At 34.9% G+C, this 22,642-nt stretch carries 15 protein-coding genes and 3 pseudogenes; 11 read left to right on the forward strand and 7 right to left on the reverse strand.

The features are described from left to right. Window positions 1–173: 173 nt before the first annotated feature. The 5 genes and pseudogenes from OPR21_RS03885 to OPR21_RS03905 all read left to right on the forward strand — a co-directional run. A pseudogene (locus OPR21_RS03885) lies at window positions 174–2,366 on the forward strand (ATP-dependent Clp protease ATP-binding subunit); the annotation flags it as partial. A gap of 435 nt (window positions 2,367–2,801) precedes the next feature. After that, window positions 2,802–3,185: pseudogene (locus tag OPR21_RS03890) on the forward strand (ATP-dependent chaperone ClpB); the annotation flags it as partial. 26 nt (window positions 3,186–3,211) lie between these two features. Further along, window positions 3,212–7,963 (forward strand): NAD-glutamate dehydrogenase, encoded by a 4,752-nt coding sequence (locus OPR21_RS03895; protein WP_077188567.1) that lies wholly within the window; start codon window positions 3,212–3,214, stop codon window positions 7,961–7,963. A gap of 4 nt (window positions 7,964–7,967) precedes the next feature. Continuing rightward, window positions 7,968–8,264, forward strand: coding sequence for a Sec-independent protein translocase subunit TatB (gene tatB, locus OPR21_RS03900; RefSeq protein WP_265030233.1), 297 nt, complete (start codon window positions 7,968–7,970; stop codon window positions 8,262–8,264). After that, complete coding sequence (locus tag OPR21_RS03905) at window positions 8,236–9,618, forward strand: PleD family two-component system response regulator (protein WP_265030234.1); 1,383 nt, start codon at window positions 8,236–8,238, stop codon at window positions 9,616–9,618. Before tatB ends, OPR21_RS03905 begins: the two co-directional genes overlap by 29 nt. 144 nt (window positions 9,619–9,762) lie before the next feature. Here OPR21_RS03905 and recO read toward each other — a convergent pair whose 3' ends face one another. Both recO and OPR21_RS03915 read right to left on the reverse strand, forming a co-directional pair. Continuing rightward, a complete protein-coding gene (gene recO / locus OPR21_RS03910) occupies window positions 9,763–10,485 on the reverse strand; it encodes a DNA repair protein RecO (RefSeq protein ID WP_065094880.1) in 723 nt (240 codons plus the stop codon). 207 nt (window positions 10,486–10,692) lie between these two features. After that, window positions 10,693–11,724 carry a PDDEXK nuclease domain-containing protein gene (locus OPR21_RS03915; RefSeq protein WP_077188564.1) on the reverse strand — a complete coding sequence of 344 codons (1,032 nt, stop codon included), beginning with the start codon at window positions 11,722–11,724 and terminating at the stop codon, window positions 10,693–10,695. 171 nt (window positions 11,725–11,895) lie between these two features. On the opposite strand from OPR21_RS03915, the gene OPR21_RS03920 reads away from it, so the two are divergent. Then, the gene (locus tag OPR21_RS03920) at window positions 11,896–12,516 is read left to right on the forward strand and encodes a hypothetical protein (RefSeq protein WP_006279909.1); all 621 of its coding nucleotides are present in this window, start codon (window positions 11,896–11,898) and stop codon (window positions 12,514–12,516) included. A gap of 184 nt (window positions 12,517–12,700) precedes the next feature. Here the strand turns inward: OPR21_RS03920 and OPR21_RS03925 are convergent, their stop codons facing one another. After that, window positions 12,701–13,039, reverse strand: a complete 339-nt coding sequence (locus OPR21_RS03925) for an outer membrane protein assembly factor BamE (protein WP_006279908.1) — start codon at window positions 13,037–13,039, stop codon at window positions 12,701–12,703. A 131-nt stretch (window positions 13,040–13,170) separates the two neighbouring features. Between OPR21_RS03925 and OPR21_RS03930 the strand changes: the two genes are divergently transcribed. From OPR21_RS03930 to tsaB, 3 genes are all read left to right on the forward strand, one after another. Continuing rightward, window positions 13,171–14,160 (forward strand): ribonucleotide-diphosphate reductase subunit beta, encoded by a 990-nt coding sequence (locus OPR21_RS03930; RefSeq protein ID WP_077188563.1) that lies wholly within the window; start codon window positions 13,171–13,173, stop codon window positions 14,158–14,160. Window positions 14,161–14,298: 138 nt separating this feature from the next. Then, window positions 14,299–15,429, forward strand: a complete 1,131-nt coding sequence (locus OPR21_RS03935) for a dicarboxylate/amino acid:cation symporter (RefSeq protein ID WP_265030298.1) — start codon at window positions 14,299–14,301, stop codon at window positions 15,427–15,429. Then, the gene (gene tsaB / locus OPR21_RS03940; RefSeq protein ID WP_077188562.1) at window positions 15,429–16,013 is read left to right on the forward strand and encodes a tRNA (adenosine(37)-N6)-threonylcarbamoyltransferase complex dimerization subunit type 1 TsaB; all 585 of its coding nucleotides are present in this window, start codon (window positions 15,429–15,431) and stop codon (window positions 16,011–16,013) included. The genes OPR21_RS03935 and tsaB overlap by 1 nt, the downstream gene beginning before the upstream one ends. Here the strand turns inward: tsaB and OPR21_RS03945 are convergent. Together OPR21_RS03945 and tnpC are read right to left on the reverse strand one after the other, a co-directional pair. Continuing rightward, window positions 16,008–16,640 (reverse strand): AAA family ATPase, encoded by a 633-nt coding sequence (locus tag OPR21_RS03945; RefSeq protein WP_265030235.1) that lies wholly within the window; start codon window positions 16,638–16,640, stop codon window positions 16,008–16,010. The genes tsaB and OPR21_RS03945 overlap by 6 nt on opposite strands. Next, a complete protein-coding gene (gene tnpC, locus OPR21_RS03950) occupies window positions 16,641–17,984 on the reverse strand; it encodes an IS66 family transposase (protein WP_265022247.1) in 1,344 nt (447 codons plus the stop codon). Between the two features lie 474 nt (window positions 17,985–18,458). Here tnpC and OPR21_RS03955 point away from each other — a divergent pair, with 474 nt between their 5' ends. Next, window positions 18,459–19,169: a class II aldolase/adducin family protein gene (locus tag OPR21_RS03955; protein WP_265030236.1), complete on the forward strand. Its 711-nt coding sequence runs from the start codon at window positions 18,459–18,461 to the stop codon at window positions 19,167–19,169. Window positions 19,170–19,274: 105 nt separating this feature from the next. Next, a pseudogene (locus OPR21_RS08765) lies at window positions 19,275–20,256 on the forward strand (IS3 family transposase). A gap of 568 nt (window positions 20,257–20,824) precedes the next feature. Here the strand turns inward: OPR21_RS08765 and OPR21_RS03970 are convergent. Both OPR21_RS03970 and atpD read right to left on the reverse strand, forming a co-directional pair. Continuing rightward, window positions 20,825–21,169 carry a F0F1 ATP synthase subunit epsilon gene (locus OPR21_RS03970; RefSeq protein WP_006279902.1) on the reverse strand — a complete coding sequence of 115 codons (345 nt, stop codon included), beginning with the start codon at window positions 21,167–21,169 and terminating at the stop codon, window positions 20,825–20,827. 12 nt (window positions 21,170–21,181) lie between these two features. Then, a complete protein-coding gene (gene atpD, locus OPR21_RS03975) occupies window positions 21,182–22,609 on the reverse strand; it encodes a F0F1 ATP synthase subunit beta (RefSeq protein WP_265030299.1) in 1,428 nt (475 codons plus the stop codon). Window positions 22,610–22,642 lie beyond the last annotated feature (33 nt).

Raw genomic sequence — 22,642 nt, forward strand, 5'->3', positions numbered from 1 at the left:
ATTTTCAGCAACAAAAACCAAAGGTCTTGAGATACAAGATATTTGTATGGTTACTATGATAGTTCCTTTTTTAAGAAAGTTTTAAATTTCATACCTAACAATAAACAACTTTAGGTTTAAATTTATGAAATCAGTTGTTATATACATCAGCAAATACGAATTTAACTGGTGTTATGGACTTAAATAAATTTACCGAAAAAGCAAAAAGTCTAATTCAAAGTGCTCAAATGAAAGCGTTGGGAGCTGGGCATCAGATTTTTATGCCTGAGCATTTACTAAAAGTGATGCTTGAAGATGAATCAGGTTTAGTTCAGGATTTGATAAACGCTTGTGGTGGAAGTGTGCAAAGTATTTCTGATGCTGTGGATAGCGCAATAAAAAAGTTGCCAGTAATTGAAGGTCCAGGAAGTGGTGGCCTTCAACTTTCAAGAGAAATAGCAAAAGTTTTTGAAGATTCAATTGGTATTGCAAGAAGAAATAAAGATTCATTTGTTGCTGTTGAGCGTTTACTACAGGGCCTCACTGCACAAAAAGATGATACTGTAGGCAAAATTCTGGCAGAGAATGGTGTGACTCTACAAAAACTGAACTCAGTTATTGCAGAAATGAGAAAGGGCAGCAGTGCGGACTCGCCAAACAGTGAGGAAAAATTAAACGCGGCAAAGAAATATACAAAAGATGTTACAGAGCTTGCTATGCAAGAAAAGCTTGATCCTGTAATTGGTCGTGATGAAGAGATCAGAAGAACTATGCAGGTATCACTGAGGCGGACAAAAAATAATCCAGTGCTGATCGGTGAACCTGGTGTTGGAAAAACTGCAATAGTTGAGGGGCTTGCAAATAGAATTGTTGCAAACGATGTGCCACTTGGTTTGCATGATGCAAAGGTCTTAGCTTTGGATCTTGGAGCACTAATTGCTGGCACTAAGTTTAGAGGAGAGTTTGAGGAAAGGTTAAAAGCAGTGATTAATGAGATTTCGAGAGCGGAGGGAAAAATTATATTATTCATCGATGAATTGCACACTTTAGTTGGAGCAGGAGCAACAAGTGGTGCAATGGATGCCTCGAATCTGCTGAAGCCTGCTCTTGCGCGTGGAGAAATTCGCTGTATAGGAGCCACAACTTTAGATGAATATCGTCAGCATATAGAAAAAGATCCTGCACTTGCAAGGCGTTTTCAGCCTGTGTTTATCTCTCAACCAACTGAAACTGATACCATTTCAATACTCAGGGGTTTGAAGGAAAGATATGAGGTGCATCATGGTATAAGAATTACAGATGGTGCAATAATTGCTGCTGCAACGTTGTCCAATAGATATATAACAGATAGGTTTTTACCTGATAAAGCAATTGATTTGATTGATGAAGCAGCAAGCAGGGTGAGAATTGAAATGGATAGCAAGCCTGAAGTTATTGATGAACTTGAGAGAAAGGTTATACAGCTAAAGATTGAAGCAGAGGCTTTAAAAAAAGAAAGTGATGAAAATTCTAAACAGCGTTTAAAAAAGATAAATGAAGAGATCGAAAATCTAAACAGTAAATTTGCTGACTTGAACAGCAAATGGCAGATGGAAAAGAATAAAATAGCTAGAATACAAGAAACAGCCGAAAAATTAGATAACGCTAGAAAAGAGTTGGAATTAGTTCAGCGTAGTGGGAATTTGGGAAGAGCAGGAGAGCTGATGTATGGTGTGATTCCTCAGCTTGAGAATGAATTAAAAAATCAGGAAAAGGTTACTGATAGTTTCTTAAAGAAAGAAGTGACTGGAGATGATATTGCAAACATTGTTTCAAAGTGGACAGGAATTCCAGTTGATAACATGATGCACAGCGAAAAGGAAAAACTTCTCAACATGGAGAATGAAATAGGAAGAAGAGTAATAGGGCAGAAAGATGCAATAGAAGCGATAAGTAATGCAGTTAGGCGCTCTCGCTCTGGTGTGCAAGATACTAATCGACCTTTTGGTTCATTCTTATTCTTGGGTCCAACCGGAGTTGGAAAAACAGAATTGGCAAAAGCCCTTGCTGAATTTCTGTTTGACGATCAATCAGCGCTTTTGCGTTTTGATATGTCAGAATATATGGAAAAACATTCTGTTTCAAAGTTAATTGGCGCGCCTCCAGGGTATGTTGGCTATGAACAAGGTGGCAGATTAACTGAAGCAGTGAGGAGAAGACCATATCAGGTAATCTTATTTGATGAGATAGAAAAGGCAAATCCTGATATATTTAACCTATTGCTACAGATCTTGGATGAGGGTAGACTCACTGATAGTCATGGCAAATTAATTGATTTTCGCAATACCATACTGATTTTAACTTCTAACCTTGGTGCTGAGATAATGCTTAAAGGAGCAAAAGAAAATAGCCCTCTTGAAAAGCCCTCTGTCATCCAAGTAGCTGACACTGGGATGGCTTTGTTGCATCGCTAGCTATGATGGATTAAAGATAAAAAAGGTGGAGAATATCAGTAGCTTATTATTCTGGTATTTATAACAAGAACGGTCAGTGAATACCTAAATTTGAGTAAAAGAAATTTCACTACCACTCACTAATCCGGCTAAAATTCAAGAATTTCAATGCTTTAGCTATTTTCAATAGAATTAAATTTATTAATATAAATAACAAGTTACTATTCTTAAATTTGATCAGATTGATTGCAAAAAAAACAAGATTTTCAATAAGTTGCTTATAATCCTAATTATAGTTAGCCTTTCATAAGTAGCGATGCAACAAAGCCCACTGGGATCCAGGAAAAAAAGTGGATTCCAGCGTCACGCGCTGGAATGACATCGGAAGGAGGAGTTGCTAACTCTGTAAAAAGCGAAGTGATGCAAATAGTTAAATCAACATTTCGTCCAGAATTTTTAAACAGACTGGATGAAATTATTATATTTCACAGTTTAACCAGAAATGACATCTATAAAATTATAGATGTTCAATTTTCTTATTTACAAAAAACACTTGCTAAGCGTAAACTGAGTATAAGTTTGTCGCAGGAAGCTAAAGAACTAATAGCACAAACTGGCTATGACCCTGAATATGGAGCAAGGCCCCTAAAAAGGGTGATACAAGAGTGTATTCAAAATAATTTAGCTAAATTAGTTTTATCAGGGGAAGTAGTAGAAAATGATGAACTAATAGTGTACGCTCTTGATAATGAAATCTTAGTTAAAAAGGTTTAAGTTCACTGTGTATTTTTGTTAAAAAAATGTGTATAGATCATAATGTTGACACTGAGTCTTTATTTAAGTTAGCTGATCAAGAAAATCAGCAAGATAAAGAAAAAATTAAAAAATTTATTAAGTATTTTTATAGTTTTGTTTATAAAAGCGACCTAAAAGCCAATGATAAGTTTTTGCTATATATTGTAAACGATGCTTACAATTTTGTTTCTCAAAAAGAGAAAGATGAAAGTAAGTTAGTAGTAAGTAATATAGATGATATACCAGGAATAGAAGGCGATTTTACCACGATTAAGATAACAAACGATGATATGCCATTTTTGGTTGACTCCGTTATTGCAACTATTAAGTCGCACGATTTAACCATATGCTATTACAGCAACAGCATAATTAACATTAAAAGAAAAGATGGCCTAATAGATGAGATTTACCCTTTGGAAGAAAGTAATGGAATAAAAGAGTCAGTTATATATGTAATTATCAAAGGTATAAGTGACAGTTTTGTTGATACATTAAAAGAATCTCTACAAAAAACGCTGAAAGCAGTTAATTGTGTTGTGAAAGATTGGCACTTAATGCTTAAGAAACTTGATGAGGCAAGTCTTTCTGTCATCCCAGTACTTGATACTGGGATCCAGGAAAAGGACACGTGGATTCCAGTGTCACGCACTGGAATGACACCAGACCGAAATCAAGAGCAAAAAGATTTTCTAGTTTGGTTAAAGAATAATAATTTTGTATTTCTAGGTTATCAAGAATATATTGCTGGTAAAGATGAAAAACTCGTCTGTGATGGCAAAAAGGACCTTGGCCTGATGAGAGTAGGTCAAAGTACGTTGATTCCTTCTGCAAACCTTGATTCCCTATACATATTGAGATCAGATCTAATCTCAATAGTCCATCGGCGTACATACATGAATTGTATAGGAGTAAAAGAATTTGATGACCAGGGTAATGTAGTAAAGGAACGGCGTTTTTTCGGGCTATTTACTTCTGTAGCGGAGGTCCAAGATATTCGAACTATTCCAATAATAAAAGATAAAGTTAAAGTTATAGAAAAAAATGCAGGATTTGTAACCGGGGGCCACAACAATAAAGCTTTGATTTCTATTTTGCAAGTGTTCTCTTGTGATGAATTATTCCAATCAAATGAAGACGAATTATTTAAAATTTGCATTTCGATCATGTCTCTTGCGATTAGGCCAAGGGTCAGATTATTTTTAAGAAGAGTCGGGGATTTTATTAGTTGCATAGTGCTGATACCGATGCGTTATGCTAGCGCTAGGCTAATGTTCAAGATACGTGACATATTGAAGGATGAGACAAGTGCAGGAAGTTCAGATATTTATAACAATCACATTATCAATGAATATGATTTGATGAAATTGCATGTAGTGCTAAAGGCTAAAAACGCTAGTGTTCCTGATGATGAAGTTTTGCGTATCGAAAACAAATTAAGGAACATTACGGAAAAATGGGAAGATCGTTTTATAGACAATTTATATAATACTTTTAGCACTGTTGAGGATATATTCATCCGTTATTGCAAGGCATTTCCAATAAGCTATCAAGAGAGTTTCGAACCTCATGACGCATATTACGATATGAAAAAATTGGAGATAGTGAGGAAAAAAAGAGTTAGCGAGGTCGATTTAAGACTTACTCGTGACAATCTTAATTATCAATTAAAGGTTTACACTTCGAGCAATGGAGGTCTTGAATTATCGAAGATATTAAGAATTACTAAGAATTTGGGAGCTAAGATTCTATCTCATAATGGCTATTACATAGAAATTAACGGCGGAATATGGATACACCATTTTGTGTTGTCAAGAGTCGATGAATTAATAGACAACATTACTCTAAAAGAGCAATTTGAAATAACACTTGCGAAAGTGTTTAGCAAGGAAATTAAAAATGACTATTTCAATAGTTTGATCATTATTGCTGGGCTCAAGTGGAAAGAAGTGCTTCTGGTTAGAGCGTTAAGTGCTTACCTAAAGCAGACGTCATTTAACTACAACCCAGAATATATCCAAAAGGTAGTCTCAGAGTATCCAAAAGTAGTAAAGTATTTGATACAACTATTTCATGCAAGATTTGATCCTAACATAGACATTGATAGAGCAGAAACTACGGACATTGTCAGAGAAAAAATTGAGGAACTTCTAAAAGAGATCAGCAATGTTTCACATGATTACGTTTTACGCTCGATATTTAACTTGATAATGGCTATTTTAAGGACCAGTTATTATCAAGACGATAAACCATATTTATCTACAAAATTTGACTCAAGTAAAATAAATGGTTTGCCTGATCCTCGTCCGTATCGCGAATTGTATATTTATTCAAACCTTTTTGAGGGAATACATCTAAGAGGAGGGAAATTAGCCCGTGGTGGCTTAAGGTGGTCGGATAGGACGGAAGATTTTCGCACTGAAGTTTTGGGGCTCATGAAAGCTCAGATGACAAAAAATGCGGTTATTGTCCCTGTTGGTGCAAAGGGTGGATTTGTAATAAAGCAAGCTTATAAAGATAAGAATATTTTAAGAGAGAAAAGTGTTGAGTGCTATAAGAGTTTTATTAGAGGAATGCTTGATATTACTGATAACGTGGTTGATGGTGAAATAATTCCACCAGAGAATGTGATTAGGTATGATGAAGACGATCCATACTTGGTAGTTGCAGCAGATAAAGGCACTGCTTCATTTTCTGATTATGCCAACCAGATAGCCTCTGAATACAATTTTTGGCTTGGCGATGCATTTGCATCTGGTGGATCAGCAGGTTATGATCACAAAAAAATGGGTATTACAGCCAGAGGTGCATGGATTGCAGCACAGAGGCATTTTTGGAAAATGAATAAGGATATTTACCAGGATACAACTGTTATTGGAATTGGAGATATGGCTGGCGATCTATTTGGAAACGGTATGCTGCTTTCAAAAAATATACATTTAATCGGCGCATTTAACCATATGCATGTTTTTGTTGACCCAAACCCTGATGCAGAAAAGAGTTTCACAGAGCGTAAACGTCTCTTTGAGTTACCATTTTCAACTTGGATGGATTATAATAAAGATTTGATTTCTAAGGGTGGAGGAGTATTTGAGCGTAGCAGCAAGCAAGTAAACATTTCTCAAGAAATAAAAGAATGCTTTGATATAACAGAAGATATGCTACCTCCAAGTGATTTGATTAGATATCTGTTGAAAGCAAAAGTGGACTTCATATGGAATGGAGGAATTGGCACGTTTGTTAAGGCAAAGAGTGAAAATCATAGCATGGTCGGTGACAAAGCAAACGATGAGCTGAGAGTAAATGGTAAGGATATTAGAGCTTCTATGTTTATAGAGGGTGGAAATCTTGGTTGTACACAGCTTGGAAGAATAGAATATGCTGAAAAAGATGGATATATCAATGCAGATTTTGTTGATAATTCAGCCGGAGTGATATGTTCGGACCTTGAAGTTAACATTAAGATTGCATTTGTTTCAGCTATGAAAGCAGGGGGTATTTCTTTAGAAAAAAGGAATGAAATACTGGCAAGTATGGTGGATGAAGTTGCATCCAAAGTGCTTGAGAACCACAACAAAATTGAAACAAAAGCATTACTTCTTGAGTGTTTGCAAGCTAAAGAGAGATTGGAGCAGCACCACAGGTTACTGCTCAGTTTAGAAAAATCTGGGCTGTTAAACCGAAGCGTAGAATTTCTTCCAACTGAAGAAGAGATAGCAAGGATGTTAACTGGTGCAGAAGGTTTCAGTTCTCCTCAGCTCTCTGTTCTAATGTCTTATGCTAGAACAGCAATAAAAAATGAAATTATACATTCCGATCTGTCTGAAAAAGATCTTATATCTCATGACTACTTGCTAGGTTATTTTCCTAAAAAGATGGTAACAAAGTTTAAGGATTTCATATTAAAACACCAACTTCGTAGAGAAATTATCTCTACTTGCATTGCAAATGATGTAGTGAATAGAATGGGCTGTATATTCATCAATAATTTGGCTGAGAACACTGGAATTAAGATACAAGAAGCGGTTAACATATATATTGTTGTTAACCACCTGTATGATTTAAACAGCCTGTGGCAGAAAATTGATGAATTGGATGGAAAAATTGATGTTAACTCATACTTACAAATAGTGAGGAACGTGCAGAAATTTATTGGCAGAGTATCATTTTGGCTAGTGAAAAATCTTGGCAAGCTTAGCTTTGTAGAATTGGATGATGTTACAAAATTTAAAGATGCAATTGAAACTTTAGGCCAGAACTTAACTGATGTTTTAGATGAACACCTATTAAAGATCTATAGCCATGGATCAACTTCTTTAGTAGAACTTAATATAAATAAAGATCTAGCAAAAAAAGTTGCTGATCTATGCGTTCTTGCTTATGCACTGGACATTATATCTGTTGCTGAACAGACATCTTTGTCCATTCTTGATGCTGGTAAAATATACTTTGAGTTAAAGTCGCTGTTAAGATTCGATCTGATTAGAACAATTGCCATCAAGATGAAAAGCCGCTCTTCTTATTGGGATCGCAGCTTAGTTAATGATTTATTGGACGATTTAAGCAATTACCATCACAAGCTAGCTGTTAAAGTCATAAAAGCTACTGATAACCCTGAAGATAAGGTTCAAACCTGGGCTTGTAATGATAAGGACTACATAGAACGTTATAATAGTTTTTTAGATGAGATGGTTGCTTCTAAACTTGATTTAAGCAAATTAATATTTATAATCAGAAGGATTAAAGTACTTGCTTCATAGGAAAATGTTCAATATAGGTCTTTCAGAAATTTTAGTTGTAGCTTTAGTGAGCATAATTGTTCTTGATAAAAATAAGGTGCCTGTATTTATTGATCTTATTAGGAATGTGTATAAGTATCTTATGATTATAAAATCAAAAGCTAGGAGGTTATTGAAAGACGCAGGAGTTGAAGACTTATATAAAGAATGTAATGCTGAGAAAGTAAATTACATAATTGGTAAAAATGGTAAGCTTTATCCTACTTATGATATAGATAATACATCTAAAGATAATGACAGCAAAGATTCTGATAGTAGATGATGTACTATCTAATGTCAAGCTTTTAGAAGCTCGACTAAAAGCAGAGTACTATACGGTTATCGTAGCTCATGATGGTGAAGAAGCTATAGATTTAGTAGCAAAGCAGCAGCCCGATATTATATTACTTGATATCATGATGCCAAAGATGAATGGCTTTCAAGTTTGTAAGGAGCTAAAGAGTGATCCCTTGACAACCCATATTCCAATAATTATGGTAACTGCGCTGCATGATACTCATGATAGAGTGCAAGGTATTAATGCTGGCGCGGATGATTTTCTGACTAAACCAATAAACGAAACTGCTTTATCTGCACGAATTAAGTCTCTCACACGCTTAAAGATGATTATTGATGAATTGCGTTTGAGAGGAGAAACTAACGCTGAGATTGGTGGAGTCGCAGGAAACAGTATTATGGATTATTCCAATCAGATTTTTGATGCTAACATACTTGTTATAGATGAGGATGTTCATCAAGCAGAGCAGATATATAATATATTAAAGCAACGCTTTAGGTCAATTAAAATACTGAGTGATCCAATGGAAGCATTGAAGGTTGGTATTGAGAATGGTTACGACCTGATCATTTCTGATATGCAATTTTCAAAAACTGACGGCTTGCGTTTGTGTTCTGAGTTTCGTAGTAAGGTGGAAACACGTTATACACCAATTCTGATTCTTTCTGAGGATTATGATAAAAACAATTTAGTAAAAGCACTTGATGTAGGTGCTAATGATTATTTAACAGTACCTTTGGATGAGGGTGAGCTAATAGCAAGGGTTAATTCGCAAGTAAAACGCAAAAGATATCAAGATGCCTTGAGAATGAATTTATTTAATAATGCGGAAATGTCTATAAAGGACCCATTAACTAACTGTTATAATAGAAGATATTTTGATGCACACTTAAGAAACATTGTTAAGGACTCTGTGGAAAAGGATAGAAGGTTGTCTCTTATGATACTTGATATAGACTATTTTAAGATAGTGAATGACAGTTTTGGGCATAGTGCTGGAGATGAACTTTTAAAGCAAATACAGAAAAGAATTTCTGAAAATATCAGAGTGACAGATTTACTAGCTAGGTTTGGTGGTGAGGAGTTTGTTGTTGTAATGCCAGATACCAATGTATCAGATGCGTATACTATTGCGGAGAGAATACGAAAAATTATTGCTAAAGAACCTTTTGTACTTGCGGATAAAAATACAACCCATAATGTAACTGTGAGCATTGGAATTGCAGAAATGCAAGGATCTGACTTTGATGATATTAAAAAATTTATAGTACGTGCTGACAGATATTTATATAAAGCAAAAAACAGTGGTAGAAATAGAGTGGTTACTGGCTATAGCTAAAGTGGCTTAAGTTTACCGACAACCGTCATTCCACTACTCGTGAGCGGAATCTATGCTGAGATACCGCGAATGAATCGCGGTATGACGTGTTGCTTGGGTTAGCTATAGATTTCTGAAATGATTTCAAAAAAATGATAACTAAGATTAAAGCGACAACATGAGGTTTCTCAGCTCTGGAAATTTCACGTTTAACTGCAAAAATAGATACTTATTTAAAAAATATCCTGTGACTTTCAGTCCTAACTGAAATTCTTGGAATGAGTAGCTGTTTTGTAGGGTATTATTGTATACATCATGCAACATTTGTGGAAAAGGTAGGAGTTTATCTGCATAATAATCTCCTACTTTTTTTGACACTGCTCTACCAGTTTTTGGAGAAATAAATTGCAGATTTTCCTTAACACCTGTTACAGCGCATTTGGATAAGTCTAACTTGAATCCCAATTGCGTAAGAAGCAGAAGCTCTAAGTTAAGATAATGGCTTTGCCAAGACTGATTGTTGTGTTTAATTACATCGATGAAATATCGAAAATTGTCATACAGCATGGCACAGGGTTCACTTTCTGGAAGCACTTTTTCTAAAATAGAGGAGAAAGAAACAATAGTAATGCTTTTTAACCTATCTTGAAAGAAATGATGGAATGGAGATTCGATTAATTCGCACTTAAAAAAACCTAGATTTTCAGGTAACTTAGCACTCCATTCTGCATGTAATAGATTACTTATCTGAAACTTATAATTGCTATTGTTTGTTAGCTTAGTTAATCCCCTGCGCTTTCCATGATTTTTTGTAAACAGAGAGAGAATTAAGTTTTTATCGCCGTATTTTTTAGCAGCTATAATGATGCCTTCATCTTTCCATCTCATTTAGAGTATATTGACCGTATGATATTATAGGATAGTACACCTAGAGCTTGTAATCCATAAAAATCACTTACTCCGTTACTGTCTGCTTCCAAAGTTTCAAGGCTATGAGAGAGTAAGGTATTGGCTGCCACCCTTCTTCCTGAGCCTCCATGCTGAGCTTTTGGTTTTTGGTTTGCTAAATAATTGTTTGAATGATTTTAGTAACCATTACTTTTCCTTATCTGAAATTTTGGATAATTCAGCTTCTAATTCTTCTATCGTCGGTAAAGCTGTTTTTATGTTCTCTGGTAGATTTTCAGTTATTCGATATTCCGCTAATCCTATTGGTTTATTTATGTCTTTGAGTGTATATTTAGCAAGTACATCGTCTTTAGATTTACATAAGATTAACCCTATAGAAGGTTGATCTGTCGAGTGCTTCAGTAAATCATCAACTGCAGAAAGATAAAAATTCATTTTACCAGCATATTCCGGCTTAAAATCCTTATCTTTTAGTTCAATCACTACGAAGCAACGTAACTTTAAATGATAGAATAATAAATCAATATAAAAGTCTTTATTACCAACATCTAAATGAAATTGTCTACCAACAAATGCAAATCCTTCACCGAGTTCTAACAGAAATTTTTCCATATGCCCTACGAGTCCTTTTTCTACTTCTCTTTCATGAGCATCCTTACCTATACTTAAAAAATCAAAAATATACGGATCTTTTAATGTGTAATGTGCTAGATCGGATTGTGGAGATGGTAATTTTTCTTTAAAATTAGTTATTGCTTTTCCTTGACGTTTATGTAGTCCAAGTTCTATCTGCATCACCATAATGTTACGTGACCAGCCATGTTCAATAGCTTTTTTTACATAAAATAATCTTATTTCATGACTTTCTATTTTTTCCAAAAGAGTGATATTGTGATACCAAGTTAATTGTGCAAGAGGCTCCTGCACAAATTCAACATCAGGATATTCTTCGGCAAACTTACGCATATACTTCAGATTTCTCGTGCTAAAGCCTTTCATTTCTGGAAATGTACTTCTCAAATCCTTACTTAATTGATCAATTACCTTAGCTCCCCAGGTATGTTCTTTTTGGCGTTTTAGGATCTCTGTACCAATATGGTGGTAAAGCAAAATAAGCTTACTATTTACTGCAAGTGCTGCCTTATAACGGTTTGTTGCAATACGATCTTTCAACTGCTCTAAAAGTTCTGTATATTCTTTTCCTATAATTTTTGTCATACGGTCCCTTTTAATCCATTATACAATTCTTTGTCTGTCGAGAAGACAATCTTTCGCTTGCCTGCAACTTTGAAGGGATTCCTTATTGACTTCAAAGTTGTCCATCAACTAAAATATATTGACTTTATGTGCAATATTAGCTTTAAACCAGTAAAACAAGCTGCTTAACATATGCGTTTTTTCTATTCTAATTATATTCTTTTTTTGTCTTTATGTTGTTTTCTGCTTTTTTCGTTACCTTCAACAAAAGCCCAAACGAATGATACGTCAGTTGTTCCTATACCACAAAGGAAAAAAGAATTGGTTGAGCACACTGTTGTAGCACAACCGAGGCAAATTATCGAAATGCAAGAAGAAGTCATTATTAACGAGGGTAAAGAATTCATTCCAATTCCAAAAAGAAAAAAAAGTGTAGAGAAAAAACTAAGAAGGGATGTTAGAGGGGCAAAAAATGAAATAGGAAACGAAAAAAGCGTTGAGAGCAAAAAGGATGAATTAGTTGTAACAGAAATTATTAACTCTATAAGAGACAAGCTCACAAAATGCTGGAGCATTCCTGAAAGCATAGCTTACAAAGAAAATTTTAATATAAAAATTAACTTATTGTTATCCAGTCAAGGCGAGATAATTATGGCGGATGTAGCAGACAGTGATTCCTATCGAAATAATCCACTTTTCAGGTCGATAGCAGATAACGCAATGCGTGCAGTATATAAATGTAGCCCATTAACCGGCTTGCCTACTCAGCACCACCACATTTGGCGTGAAGTAACACTAGACTTTATTCTATAGCTAAAGTAATTCTATAATTTAATAAGCCCACTGTATCCGTTCAGGATAGCAGCAAGGTAGTATAACCATAGAGTAAAAGTGAGTTTACAACAAATGGTGTCATCCCAGTGCTTGACACTGGGATGACGTTATACGGTTCTTGGATGCAAAGAAGAGTGAGAAAAACTCCATAGTTAGCAAACTTTCAATCAGAAACAGCCAAAGATCTCTCTAAGATGTCAGTTTCTTTTGTATCTTCAACTTTACCGTCCTGGTCGAATGAAATTTGCAGAGACTTACTACTATACTTCCTTTTTCCTAAAAAGTTGGCTTGTTTAATTTTATATGAGACATAGTACCAAACATTGTCATCGAACTTTGATACTAATGTTGGTGATCCTAAAGTGTGAACCACTTTTTCTTTATCGTCACCTACTTTTATCTTGCTCCACAATTCAACACTAATGCCAGGAGCTCCGTGATTGTGAATAGTGTGAGTGCAGCTCACTGTAAATAATAAAATAAAAGATATTAATACTCGCATTTCTGTTGATAAATTACTTGAAGCTATAATACACTAATAAATTATCTGCCGTCAAATTTCAAAAAAGTTAAATTGACTGATTCTCAATATCACTTAATATAATATTTACTTTAGAAAATAATAGGTGTCTTATGTCATTGTTAGAAGCAGATCCAATATACAAACCTTTTAATTACCCTTGGGCGTATGATGCGTGGCTGCAGCAACAAAGAATCCATTGGATACCTGAGGAAGTTCCACTTGCTGATGACGTAAAGGATTGGAAAACTAAACTTTCAAGTGTAGAAAAAAATCTACTAACCCAGATCTTTAGATTTTTTACTCAGGCAGACATTGAAGTAAATAACTGCTACATGAGGCATTATTCAAATATATTTAAGCCAACGGAAATATGCATGATGCTTGCAAGCTTTTCCAATATGGAAACTATACACATTGCAGCTTATTCTTATCTTTTAGACACAATTGGCATGCCAGAAAGCGAGTATCAAGCATTCTTAAAGTATGATGCTATGAGAAAGAAGTATGAATACATGTTAGAATTCGAGGAAAGCAAAAAACACGATAAAAAACATGTAGCTAAAACTCTAGCGGTGTTTGGTGCATTTACCGAGGGGTTGCAGTTATTCGCATCATTTGCAATTTTGCTCAATTTTCAACGCTTTGGAAAAATGAAAGGCATGGGACAAATAATTGCCTGGTCAGCCCGTGATGAAACTTTGCACACCAATTCAATTATCATGTTGTTTAATACATTTATTAAAGAAAATAATGAAATTTGGGACGACGAGTTTAAAGAGGAATTATATTCTGCATGTCGCACCATTGTTGAACTTGAGGATGAATTCATAAAGCTTGCTTTTGATTTCGGAGACGTTGAAGGACTATCCGCAGAAGAAGTGCGCAATTACATACGCTACGTAGCAAACAGACGGTTAATGCAATTAGGTCTTGAGTCCATATATGATGTTAATGATAATCCTATTCCGTGGCTTGATGAAATACTAAATGGCGTGGAACATACGAATTTCTTTGAAAATAGAGTAACAGAGTATAGCCGTGCAGCAACTCAAGGCACATGGGAGGAGGCTTTTACTGAAAACGACACGAATAATAAGTGAGTGCTAATTTCACTCTTCTTTGTCATTCCAGTGTCAGCTACTTTCATTACACCATTTGCTGTGCAGTTTAGACAGTTTTGCTTTACTTAACAACTAACTTACCATATATATGTCCATAGGACATTGGTATATAAGAACGTGCTACAACTATTAATCTTACTCACGGTCATCACTTCAGTTGCATTCTTTGGTCATTTAGTTCCAATGGAAGCAAAAACCTTCTTGTACTCAACGAGCCTGAGTATAAAAGAGGTTTTGCTATTTATAATGCCTTTTATTATTTTTGCGTTAATCTTTAGCAGTGTTAACAATCTTAAGCAGTCAGCTATAAAGTTCATATTGTTACTTATTATAATGATCTTCTTGTCAAATCTGGCTTCAAGTTTAATAGCTTATTCTGTTGGGCATTTCATCATACAAAACACTCATTCAATACAAGATATAACGTATGAAGAAACAATTGTTCCCTTATGGTCGTTTAGGCTGCCTGCATTGCTTTCTAATTTTTATGCCCTTGCCTGTGGATTTGTGTCCAGCATAGTAGTGTCCACACTGCTACCCAAGAAAAGCAAAGAGCTTTCGAACAAAATGTTAGATTTAACTCTCTTTATTTTGAAGACGTTTTTGACGCCGATTATTCCAATATTTGTACTTGGGCTTGCTTTAAAAATGCAGCATGATCAAGTTTTATCTATAATATTTAAGGATTACTCAATAATTTTCATTATTATAGCATCTGCAACCTACCTTTATGTTTTCCTCTTATATGGAGCAGCAAATTCATTCAAGATCACAAGCTGGATAGCTAGTATAGGCAATATGATACCGGCATTTATTACTGCGATGAGCACAATGTCTAGTAATGCAACTATGCCTCTTAGTCTTGAAGGAAGCAAAAAAAATGTAAAGCAACCTGACATAGCATCGTCTGTTGTGCCAATAACTGCTAGCTTTCATTTAGTAGGTGATTGCTTTTTTATCATAATATTATCAATGATAATTGCCTCCGGTTATTCATTGTGCACAACAGACTATGTAACTTTCCTTCTCTATTTTTTGTTATTTAAGTTTGCTATCGTTGCAGTGCCGGCAGGAGGAATTATGGTAATGCTACCTATTCTTGAGAAATACCTCAAATTTTCTCCAGAAATGCTTTCGTTAATCACAGCATTGTATATAGTGTTTGATCCAATGATCACTTCAGCAAATGTTATGGGTAATGGTGCCTTTACTATGATATTTTCAAAACTCTATGATAAGCTTAAGTAATGTCTATTTTAGCGATTGATACTGTAGGTATTGGTAGTTCAATAGCAATAGTTGATTATGATGGTAACTGTTTTGTAGAGCACAATTCCACCAGCAATAGTCATGCAGAATCATTTTTTCAAATACTAAGTACTTTATTTGATAAGCACAACTATAATTATGATAAAATAGATCATTTGGCGGTAGTAGTTGGACCAGGAAGTTTCACTGGAATTAGAGTTGGTATATCAGCTGCACAAGGTATAAATCTTGCTACAAATAAGCCGTTATACGGGGTTAGTGCGCTGGAAGTTCAAGCCTACGCAATATCTTTGCTTTGTGCAAATAGCAAAAAAAATATCAGAGCTATAATCAAAAATGCTCAAGGGTTTTATACACAGTTATTTGATTTCAATTTATTGCCGCTGTCTGGTCCAACTGCAGCATGTGACCCTGGTCACGCTACAAGCAGTACACATATGGATTGCAATTTAAATGCTAGCCATGCAGGGCTATTAGTTCATTATAGACTAAAGAACAAGCAAAAATTAAATGAAGTTGAAGCTCTATATTTAAATGAGCCTCAGTATATGAAATTGCTATAGACTATTTTTTTGCATACACGCAATTTGGCTAAGCTTGTGCATCTGGTTTACTATCTCTTGAGCTACTTCTTTTATACTCATATTTGAATTTTCTATCTCTATAGCACTCGGTGGTGTAAATAAATTGTTAATCCTACATTGCTCTATCATGCTATTTAGATTAATCACCTTCCTATTTTTTCTTTGCCTTTTTAATGCAATACGCTTTTGTAATGTCGGTAGATCACACCTAAGTACCACAGGAAGGATTTCTGTGTTCATTTTTTTACTAAGCCTTACTATTGAATCATACATCCTCATGTTCTGGTCATTATTTTCCATCAACTCATCAATAAATATGTAATTTTTTGAGTGAATCGGATAATTTTCTATTACCTGAAGCATAATTTGCATAATGCCATATATTCTATCTTGAACTTCTTTAGGTATTTGATCACGTTCAAAGACACCATCGTATATAGAGCAAGCTTGAACATTGTTATAGAACTTACTATTTACAATTAATGCGTTTATCATATTAGATAATTCTATTGCTGTGGAAAGTTTACCACTTCCCGAAAGACCAGAGAGATATATGAAAAATCCTGCTGGCTGTTTTTTTGGTAACCGTTCACGGAATATTCCCAATTAGGCAGGAATAGCGACTAAATTCTGTAGTTTCTGGACAGGATTCTGATCATTCAAACGTGCAGTCAAAAATATCGAAAGCATTCTTTCAATGAACTTTTCTCCACGTTCTGACCAAGTGAAAAAACTATTTTTACGATAAATGACGTACCGTCTAGCCTGACGTTCTGCAAGGTTATTGGTTGTCTCGATCAGATCAGGATTGCGCACGAATCTCCACATCATATCTTCAGAACGTAGTATATTGGCAGCCATTCTCGAGGCCTGAGTTCCTTTTGCAACCCTTGTTATCTCTCGCAAAAAATGTTTCACCCTTTTTCGAATCTTCCTCATTAACCGGAAAAATCTTAAATTGTCTATCAGGTTTTGTTTACGTGCTCTATCTACCACAAATACCCTGTTGCTCAGCGATTTTAATGCTGCGCCAATTCTGCTCACTTCAACATTTTTACTGTAAAAAAACCTTTCAAAGTCCCTTGCTAAATGGGCCCAGCATATCTGTCTGTTTTCACGATTAAAGTAATTATACGCAGCATACCTATCGCTTATAACTATTCCATCATACTCTGGCAATAGCCCTTTTAATATCTTCTTTCCGCGAGATCCAACTAACTTCATAAGTGTTGCTGTTTTATTCGTTACTACCCAACTCCAACCTTTCTTTCCCTGGTTCCTATGGCTTGTTTCATCTATATGTAAATACTTGCTTTTCCGTAGCTCTTCTCTTATTTTTTCGTATTCAGATATACATTTTTCTGATACTCTACCCTCGGTCTTTGATACCAAACCTAGGCTTATATTCAGATTAAATATGCTGCTCAAAATTTGCTGTACTTCCCTTTTTGAATTGATAAAAAATCCACTAAAACTGCTAATTACTGCTTTTGCATTAGCTCCTAAAAGATCCCTTGTCACACCTTCAGGCAGACTAGCTGAGATCCTTTTCTTACACGCCTTACAGTAGCCTTTTTGTAGCCTATATTCAGTCACTATCGGTTTAATTTTTGGCAATTCAACCTTTTGATGCACAGTTTCTTCTTCTAAAATAACTTGGCTTCCACACATGCAAATTGTATCAATTGAACATTTTACCACCTCATCTGCTACCATCAATTCCCGCTTGTGCGCTTCATGTCCTGGCTGCCCGCCTGGTTTTTTATCGCTCTTCTTTTTTGTCTTTTTGCGATATACATCTTGCGATGGTGGCAGCGATGAATTTTTTGAATTTAAACCCAGCTTATCCTCTAGCTCAATTATTTTTGTCCTTAACTTATCATTCTCTGCTTTCAGAGTACCAACTTCTGACTCCAATACCACAATCTTTTCTTGTAGCACCTCTATCATCAACCCCTCATCTATCTAGTTTATTGTTTTTTATACTAATTATGCAATTTTTGTAAACTACTTTCTTATACCGTGAATGGACAAAGTTGATAAGCCTAAACGCCATCATGTCTTTAGGAGAGTCTGCTAATGAAGGCTCTTAAGTTGACGCCATTGCGTGAACGGTTACGTTTTTTTGTGTTAATATTTACCATATTATTTTCAATCTTGAAACTTACATTTATAATAACATAAAAATGAAGCTTTAAAACATATGAAATATTATATAGAAAATTATTTTTGTAGTTAAGATATTATGTAATTTAAAAACATAAATTCTGTATATAAACTCTATAATAACGATAACTATTTTTAAGCAAGCTACAACACAAAAGTGTTTGGTATTCAGAAAGCAAGACAGAGTGGCATAGACTTATTAGTTTACTACAAGTCTCTTTTCGCGTATAAACCTTCAGAAGATTCTAACAGAGGATTGTGTTGTTAACAAAGAGCAGAGTAAAAAGGGATCTAGTCTATGCCTATCAGATTTTGTCCTACCTTAAGTTCGATGATCATACATATACTCACCTTTCAGTGCGTTCTGAAGATCAAAAGTCGTTTTATATTTATCCGTTTGGTATGCGTTTTGATGAAGTAGATGAACGTTTGTTAATGAAAGTATCATTTGATGGAGATGTAATTGAAGGCAAAGAATATCAATATAATAGAACTGGCTATATAATTCATGGTTTTATTTATCAAGCAAGGAAAGATATTCAAGCAATTTTTCACTTGCATACACCTTCTATTGTAGCGGTTTCTTCTCTCAAAGATGGGCTGCTTCCTATAAGTCAATGGGCACTGCACTTTTACAATAAAATCTCTTACCATAATTATAATTCCCTAGCACTTAGCGATACAGAAGGAAAGAGGTTAATAGCTGATCTGAAAGAAAATTTTGTCATGTTAATGCGTAATCATGGATCTATAACGTGTGGTCGGACTATACAAGAAGCAATGTTTTACACGTATCATTTAGAACAAGCGTGCAAAACTCAATGTTTAACGTTAGCAATGAATAAGGAGTTATCAATTCCAAGTGAAGAAATTTGCTCAAAAGCTGTAAAGGATCTCCTATCTTTTGAAAGCAATCTTGGTGAGAGGGATTGGCACGCATGGGTTAGACTAATTAAAAGTAAGTTGTAAGAGACTTTCGCACTACTATCTGTCATCCAAGTAGTGACCTTACCCAGAAAAAGTAGAGAGAAAGTTAAGACGTTTTTGGAGTAAAATAAAACGTTTTTTCAAAATATGACAAATAGAAGAGAATATACAGCAGAATTCAAATTAGAAGCTGTTAAGCTGGTTAAAGAAACAGGTCAAGCAAGTACAAAAATAGCAAAAGATCTAGGTATAGATGGCAGTATGTTAAGTAAGAAAATATGATGGAAAAATGTCTGGAGCATACGCATTTCCAGGCAAAGGCTCCTTATGACAAAGAAAGATTTGATCTAAAAAAAGAGCTAATAAGAGAAAGAGACATCTTAAAAAAAGCCCTGGGCAAAGAAAAAGAGTAAAGTATTCTTTTATATAGAAATTGCTATAAAACACAGGAACTATGTAGGGTTTTGTACTGGTGGTATGGGTTGCTAAGGAAAAAAGCAGTAAAGAATTAGCAAAAGAAGGGCTTCTAGCAGATATTCAAAAAATACATCAAGCATTCTAAATGCAGATATGGAGCCCCTAAAATTCACGCTGAATTAAAAGCTTTAGGCAAAAATTAAAACAGTACAAAGTGTTATGCAAGAAAATGGCATTAAAACCAAGCTTAGACGAAGGTTCAAAAATAAAAAACAGCAAATAAGCAACCGAGTTGTGGCTCCGAACACATTGGATCAAAATTTTACTACTGATCAGCCAAATAAAGTTTGGGATTACCTACATAAAAACTAAAGAAGGTTGTTGGCGGCAATAATTGACCTATATTCACGCATGGTGGTTAATGAGTAACATGATAATTAGTTATAGATTCTTTATTGATGGCCGTTGATAAACGCAAACCCGATAAAAATCTGCTGTTACATAGCGATCAAGGGTCACAGTATACCTCTCAAAATTACCAATTTCTATTGAATACAAAAAACATCATTTCCAGCATGAGCCATAAGGGCTGTTGTTACGATAACTCTGTTGCAGAAAAGTTCACTTAAAAGGGAGCTGCTTATTGATACTTCTCGCTCAACAAACCAGAACTGCCATATTTGAATACATAGAAATCTTTTATAACAAATAACGTAGACATTCTACTATTAACTATTGCATTCCTGCACAATTTATTCTCATGATAAAAACGTCTTAACTTTCTCTCTACTTTTTCTGGGTAAGGTCAAACATGCAATACCAATAATGCTAATATATTTTATAATTTTTCTCATAAGATATTTTACAATGCTTCTAATAATATTAGATATCATCTATAAAATTAAAAAATCCATGAAAGGGGATGAAAATATGTAAAAAAGTATTATTGATTAATTAAAAACAGATTTTGATTTGATAATACTAATAAAATCGATTTATCTTAAATTTACGTTGATTTTTACCTGTTATTTTTTGTAGTTTATCCAACGTAAATTCCAGGTAAAACAAAGTCGTTATCTCCAACCGTTACAACCAACTCTCCTTCTTTAATTTTTATTTGATTAGGTGTATGGTCCCATACCATCACACTCTGGGATCATACACCTAAAGTACTCCGACACTGGGATGACACCCCGGGGTTTCTGGGATGACAAAAAAGAGCCCCCTGAGCAAAAATCTTATAGCCACTTGAATGATAATTGACTTTTTGCCTAAAATAACTAAGAAAGAAACTTCTCATCAAGATAACTTAAATATATACTAATTCTCTTATTTTTAAACGATTTCTCATCATGAATTGCACGATCAAAAACCTGAATTTGACTTGTTATAATGCTACAATTATTATTTGCAACTTCTAATACGCCACTATCAATTACAACCTTCTTTTCTGTTTGGTTACTCATTTTAACAGTAATCATACCAGGCAATAAATAAATTAAGTAAGGAGCATGGTGAGCTAAAATCATAAGCTCCCCTTCGAGCCCAGTTACTGAAAGAGAAACCACTCCACTGAATGAAATTTGATCATCAGGAGAGAAAAATTGCACTTTAAAAGTATTCATAATCTTTAACTTTTATTTAGCTTCAGCTTGTATTAATTCAGCCTTTTTTATTGCTTCATCTATATTCCCCACCATATAAAAAGCAGCCTCTGGTAAGTGATCATATTTGCCTTCAACAATCCCTTTAAAACTGGAAACAGTATCAGAAAGTGAAACAAATTTACCAGGCATGCCAGTAAATATTTCTGCAACGTGAAAAGGTTGAGAAAGAAATTTCTGAATCTTACGAGCCCTATCAACAATAATTTTATCTTCATCAGATAGCTCATCCATACCAAGTATTGCGATAATATCTTGCAGTGATTTATAAGTTTGCAATATACGTTTCACCTCAGAAGCTACATTATAATGTTCTTCACCAATGATTTCAGCAGATAAAGACTGAGAAGTTGAATCAAGTGGATCAACAGCAGGGTATATTCCCATTTCAGCTATTTGCCTTGACAACACTGTGGTTGCATCAAGGTGAGAGAATGTAGTTGCTGGGGCTGGATCAGTCAAATCGTCCGCAGGAACATATATAGCTTGCACAGAAGTAATAGAGCCAGAAGTTGTTGAAGCTATTCTTTCTTGCATTGCACCCATATCAGTTGCAAGGGTTGGCTGATAACCAACAGCTGACGGTATTCTTCCAAGTAAAGCAGAAATTTCAGAACCAGCTTGTGTAAATCTAAAGATATTATCCACAAAAAATAGAACATCTTGGTTTTCACGGTCACGAAAATACTCTGCCATAGTAAGTGCTGTTAAAGCAACTCTAGCCCTTGCTCCAGGAGGCTCATTCATCTGACCATAAACCAAAACAGCTTGAGATTTTTCATGCTCATTTATATTTATTACATTTGAAGTGATCATCTCGTGATAAAGATCGTTACCTTCACGCGTTCTCTCCCCTACCCCGGCAAACACAGAAAATCCTTTATGAGCTTTTGCTATATTATTAATTAATTCCATTATTAGGACTGTTTTACCAACACCGGCTCCACCAAATAAGCCAATTTTTCCTCCTTTAAGATAAGGTGCAAGAAGATCTATAACTTTTATTCCCGTAACTAAAACTTCTTCCTGTATTCTCTGTTCAGTAAAACTTGGAGGTGCTCTGTGTATAGTCTCTAAGTTATACTTTCCCTTCAGTGGACCACACTCATCTATAAGCTCTCCAACAACATTAAAAATCCTTCCTAAAGTTGAACGCCCAATTGGCACCGATATTGGTGCACCTGTATCAACAAATTCATCCCCCCTTGACATGCCATCTGTGCTATCCATAGCAATACAACGAACTATATTGTCACCTATATGCTGCGAAACTTCTAAAACCAGCTCCTTATCCTTATATTTTAGTTTGCTTTTTAAAGCATTAAATATTTTAGGCAATTCACCTTCAAATTTTATATCAACAACTGCTTGAGTTACCTTAATCGCTCTACCTATATTCATCTCTTTATTTTTATCACCTAACACTATAATTCC

It is taken from the genome of Wolbachia endosymbiont (group A) of Philonthus cognatus (genome assembly GCF_947251755.1).
Classification (GTDB): domain Bacteria; phylum Pseudomonadota; class Alphaproteobacteria; order Rickettsiales; family Anaplasmataceae; genus Wolbachia; species Wolbachia pipientis.

Coding starts and splice junctions, on each gene's coding strand:
- OPR21_RS03895 (WP_077188567.1), top strand. CDS start 3,212: ATGTGTATAGATCATAATGTTGACACTGAGTCTTTATTTAAGTTAGCT.
- tatB (WP_265030233.1), top strand. CDS start 7,968: ATGTTCAATATAGGTCTTTCAGAAATTTTAGTTGTAGCTTTAGTGAGC.
- OPR21_RS03905 (WP_265030234.1), top strand. CDS start 8,236: ATGACAGCAAAGATTCTGATAGTAGATGATGTACTATCTAATGTCAAG.
- recO (WP_065094880.1), bottom strand. CDS start 10,485: ATGAGATGGAAAGATGAAGGCATCATTATAGCTGCTAAAAAATACGGC.
- OPR21_RS03915 (WP_077188564.1), bottom strand. CDS start 11,724: ATGACAAAAATTATAGGAAAAGAATATACAGAACTTTTAGAGCAGTTG.
- OPR21_RS03920 (WP_006279909.1), top strand. CDS start 11,896: ATGCGTTTTTTCTATTCTAATTATATTCTTTTTTTGTCTTTATGTTGT.
- OPR21_RS03925 (WP_006279908.1), bottom strand. CDS start 13,039: ATGCGAGTATTAATATCTTTTATTTTATTATTTACAGTGAGCTGCACT.
- OPR21_RS03930 (WP_077188563.1), top strand. CDS start 13,171: ATGTCATTGTTAGAAGCAGATCCAATATACAAACCTTTTAATTACCCT.
- tsaB (WP_077188562.1), top strand. CDS start 15,429: ATGTCTATTTTAGCGATTGATACTGTAGGTATTGGTAGTTCAATAGCA.
- tnpC (WP_265022247.1), bottom strand. CDS start 17,984: ATGATAGAGGTGCTACAAGAAAAGATTGTGGTATTGGAGTCAGAAGTT.
- OPR21_RS03970 (WP_006279902.1), bottom strand. CDS start 21,169: ATGAATACTTTTAAAGTGCAATTTTTCTCTCCTGATGATCAAATTTCA.
- atpD (WP_265030299.1), bottom strand. CDS start 22,609: ATGAATATAGGTAGAGCGATTAAGGTAACTCAAGCAGTTGTTGATATA.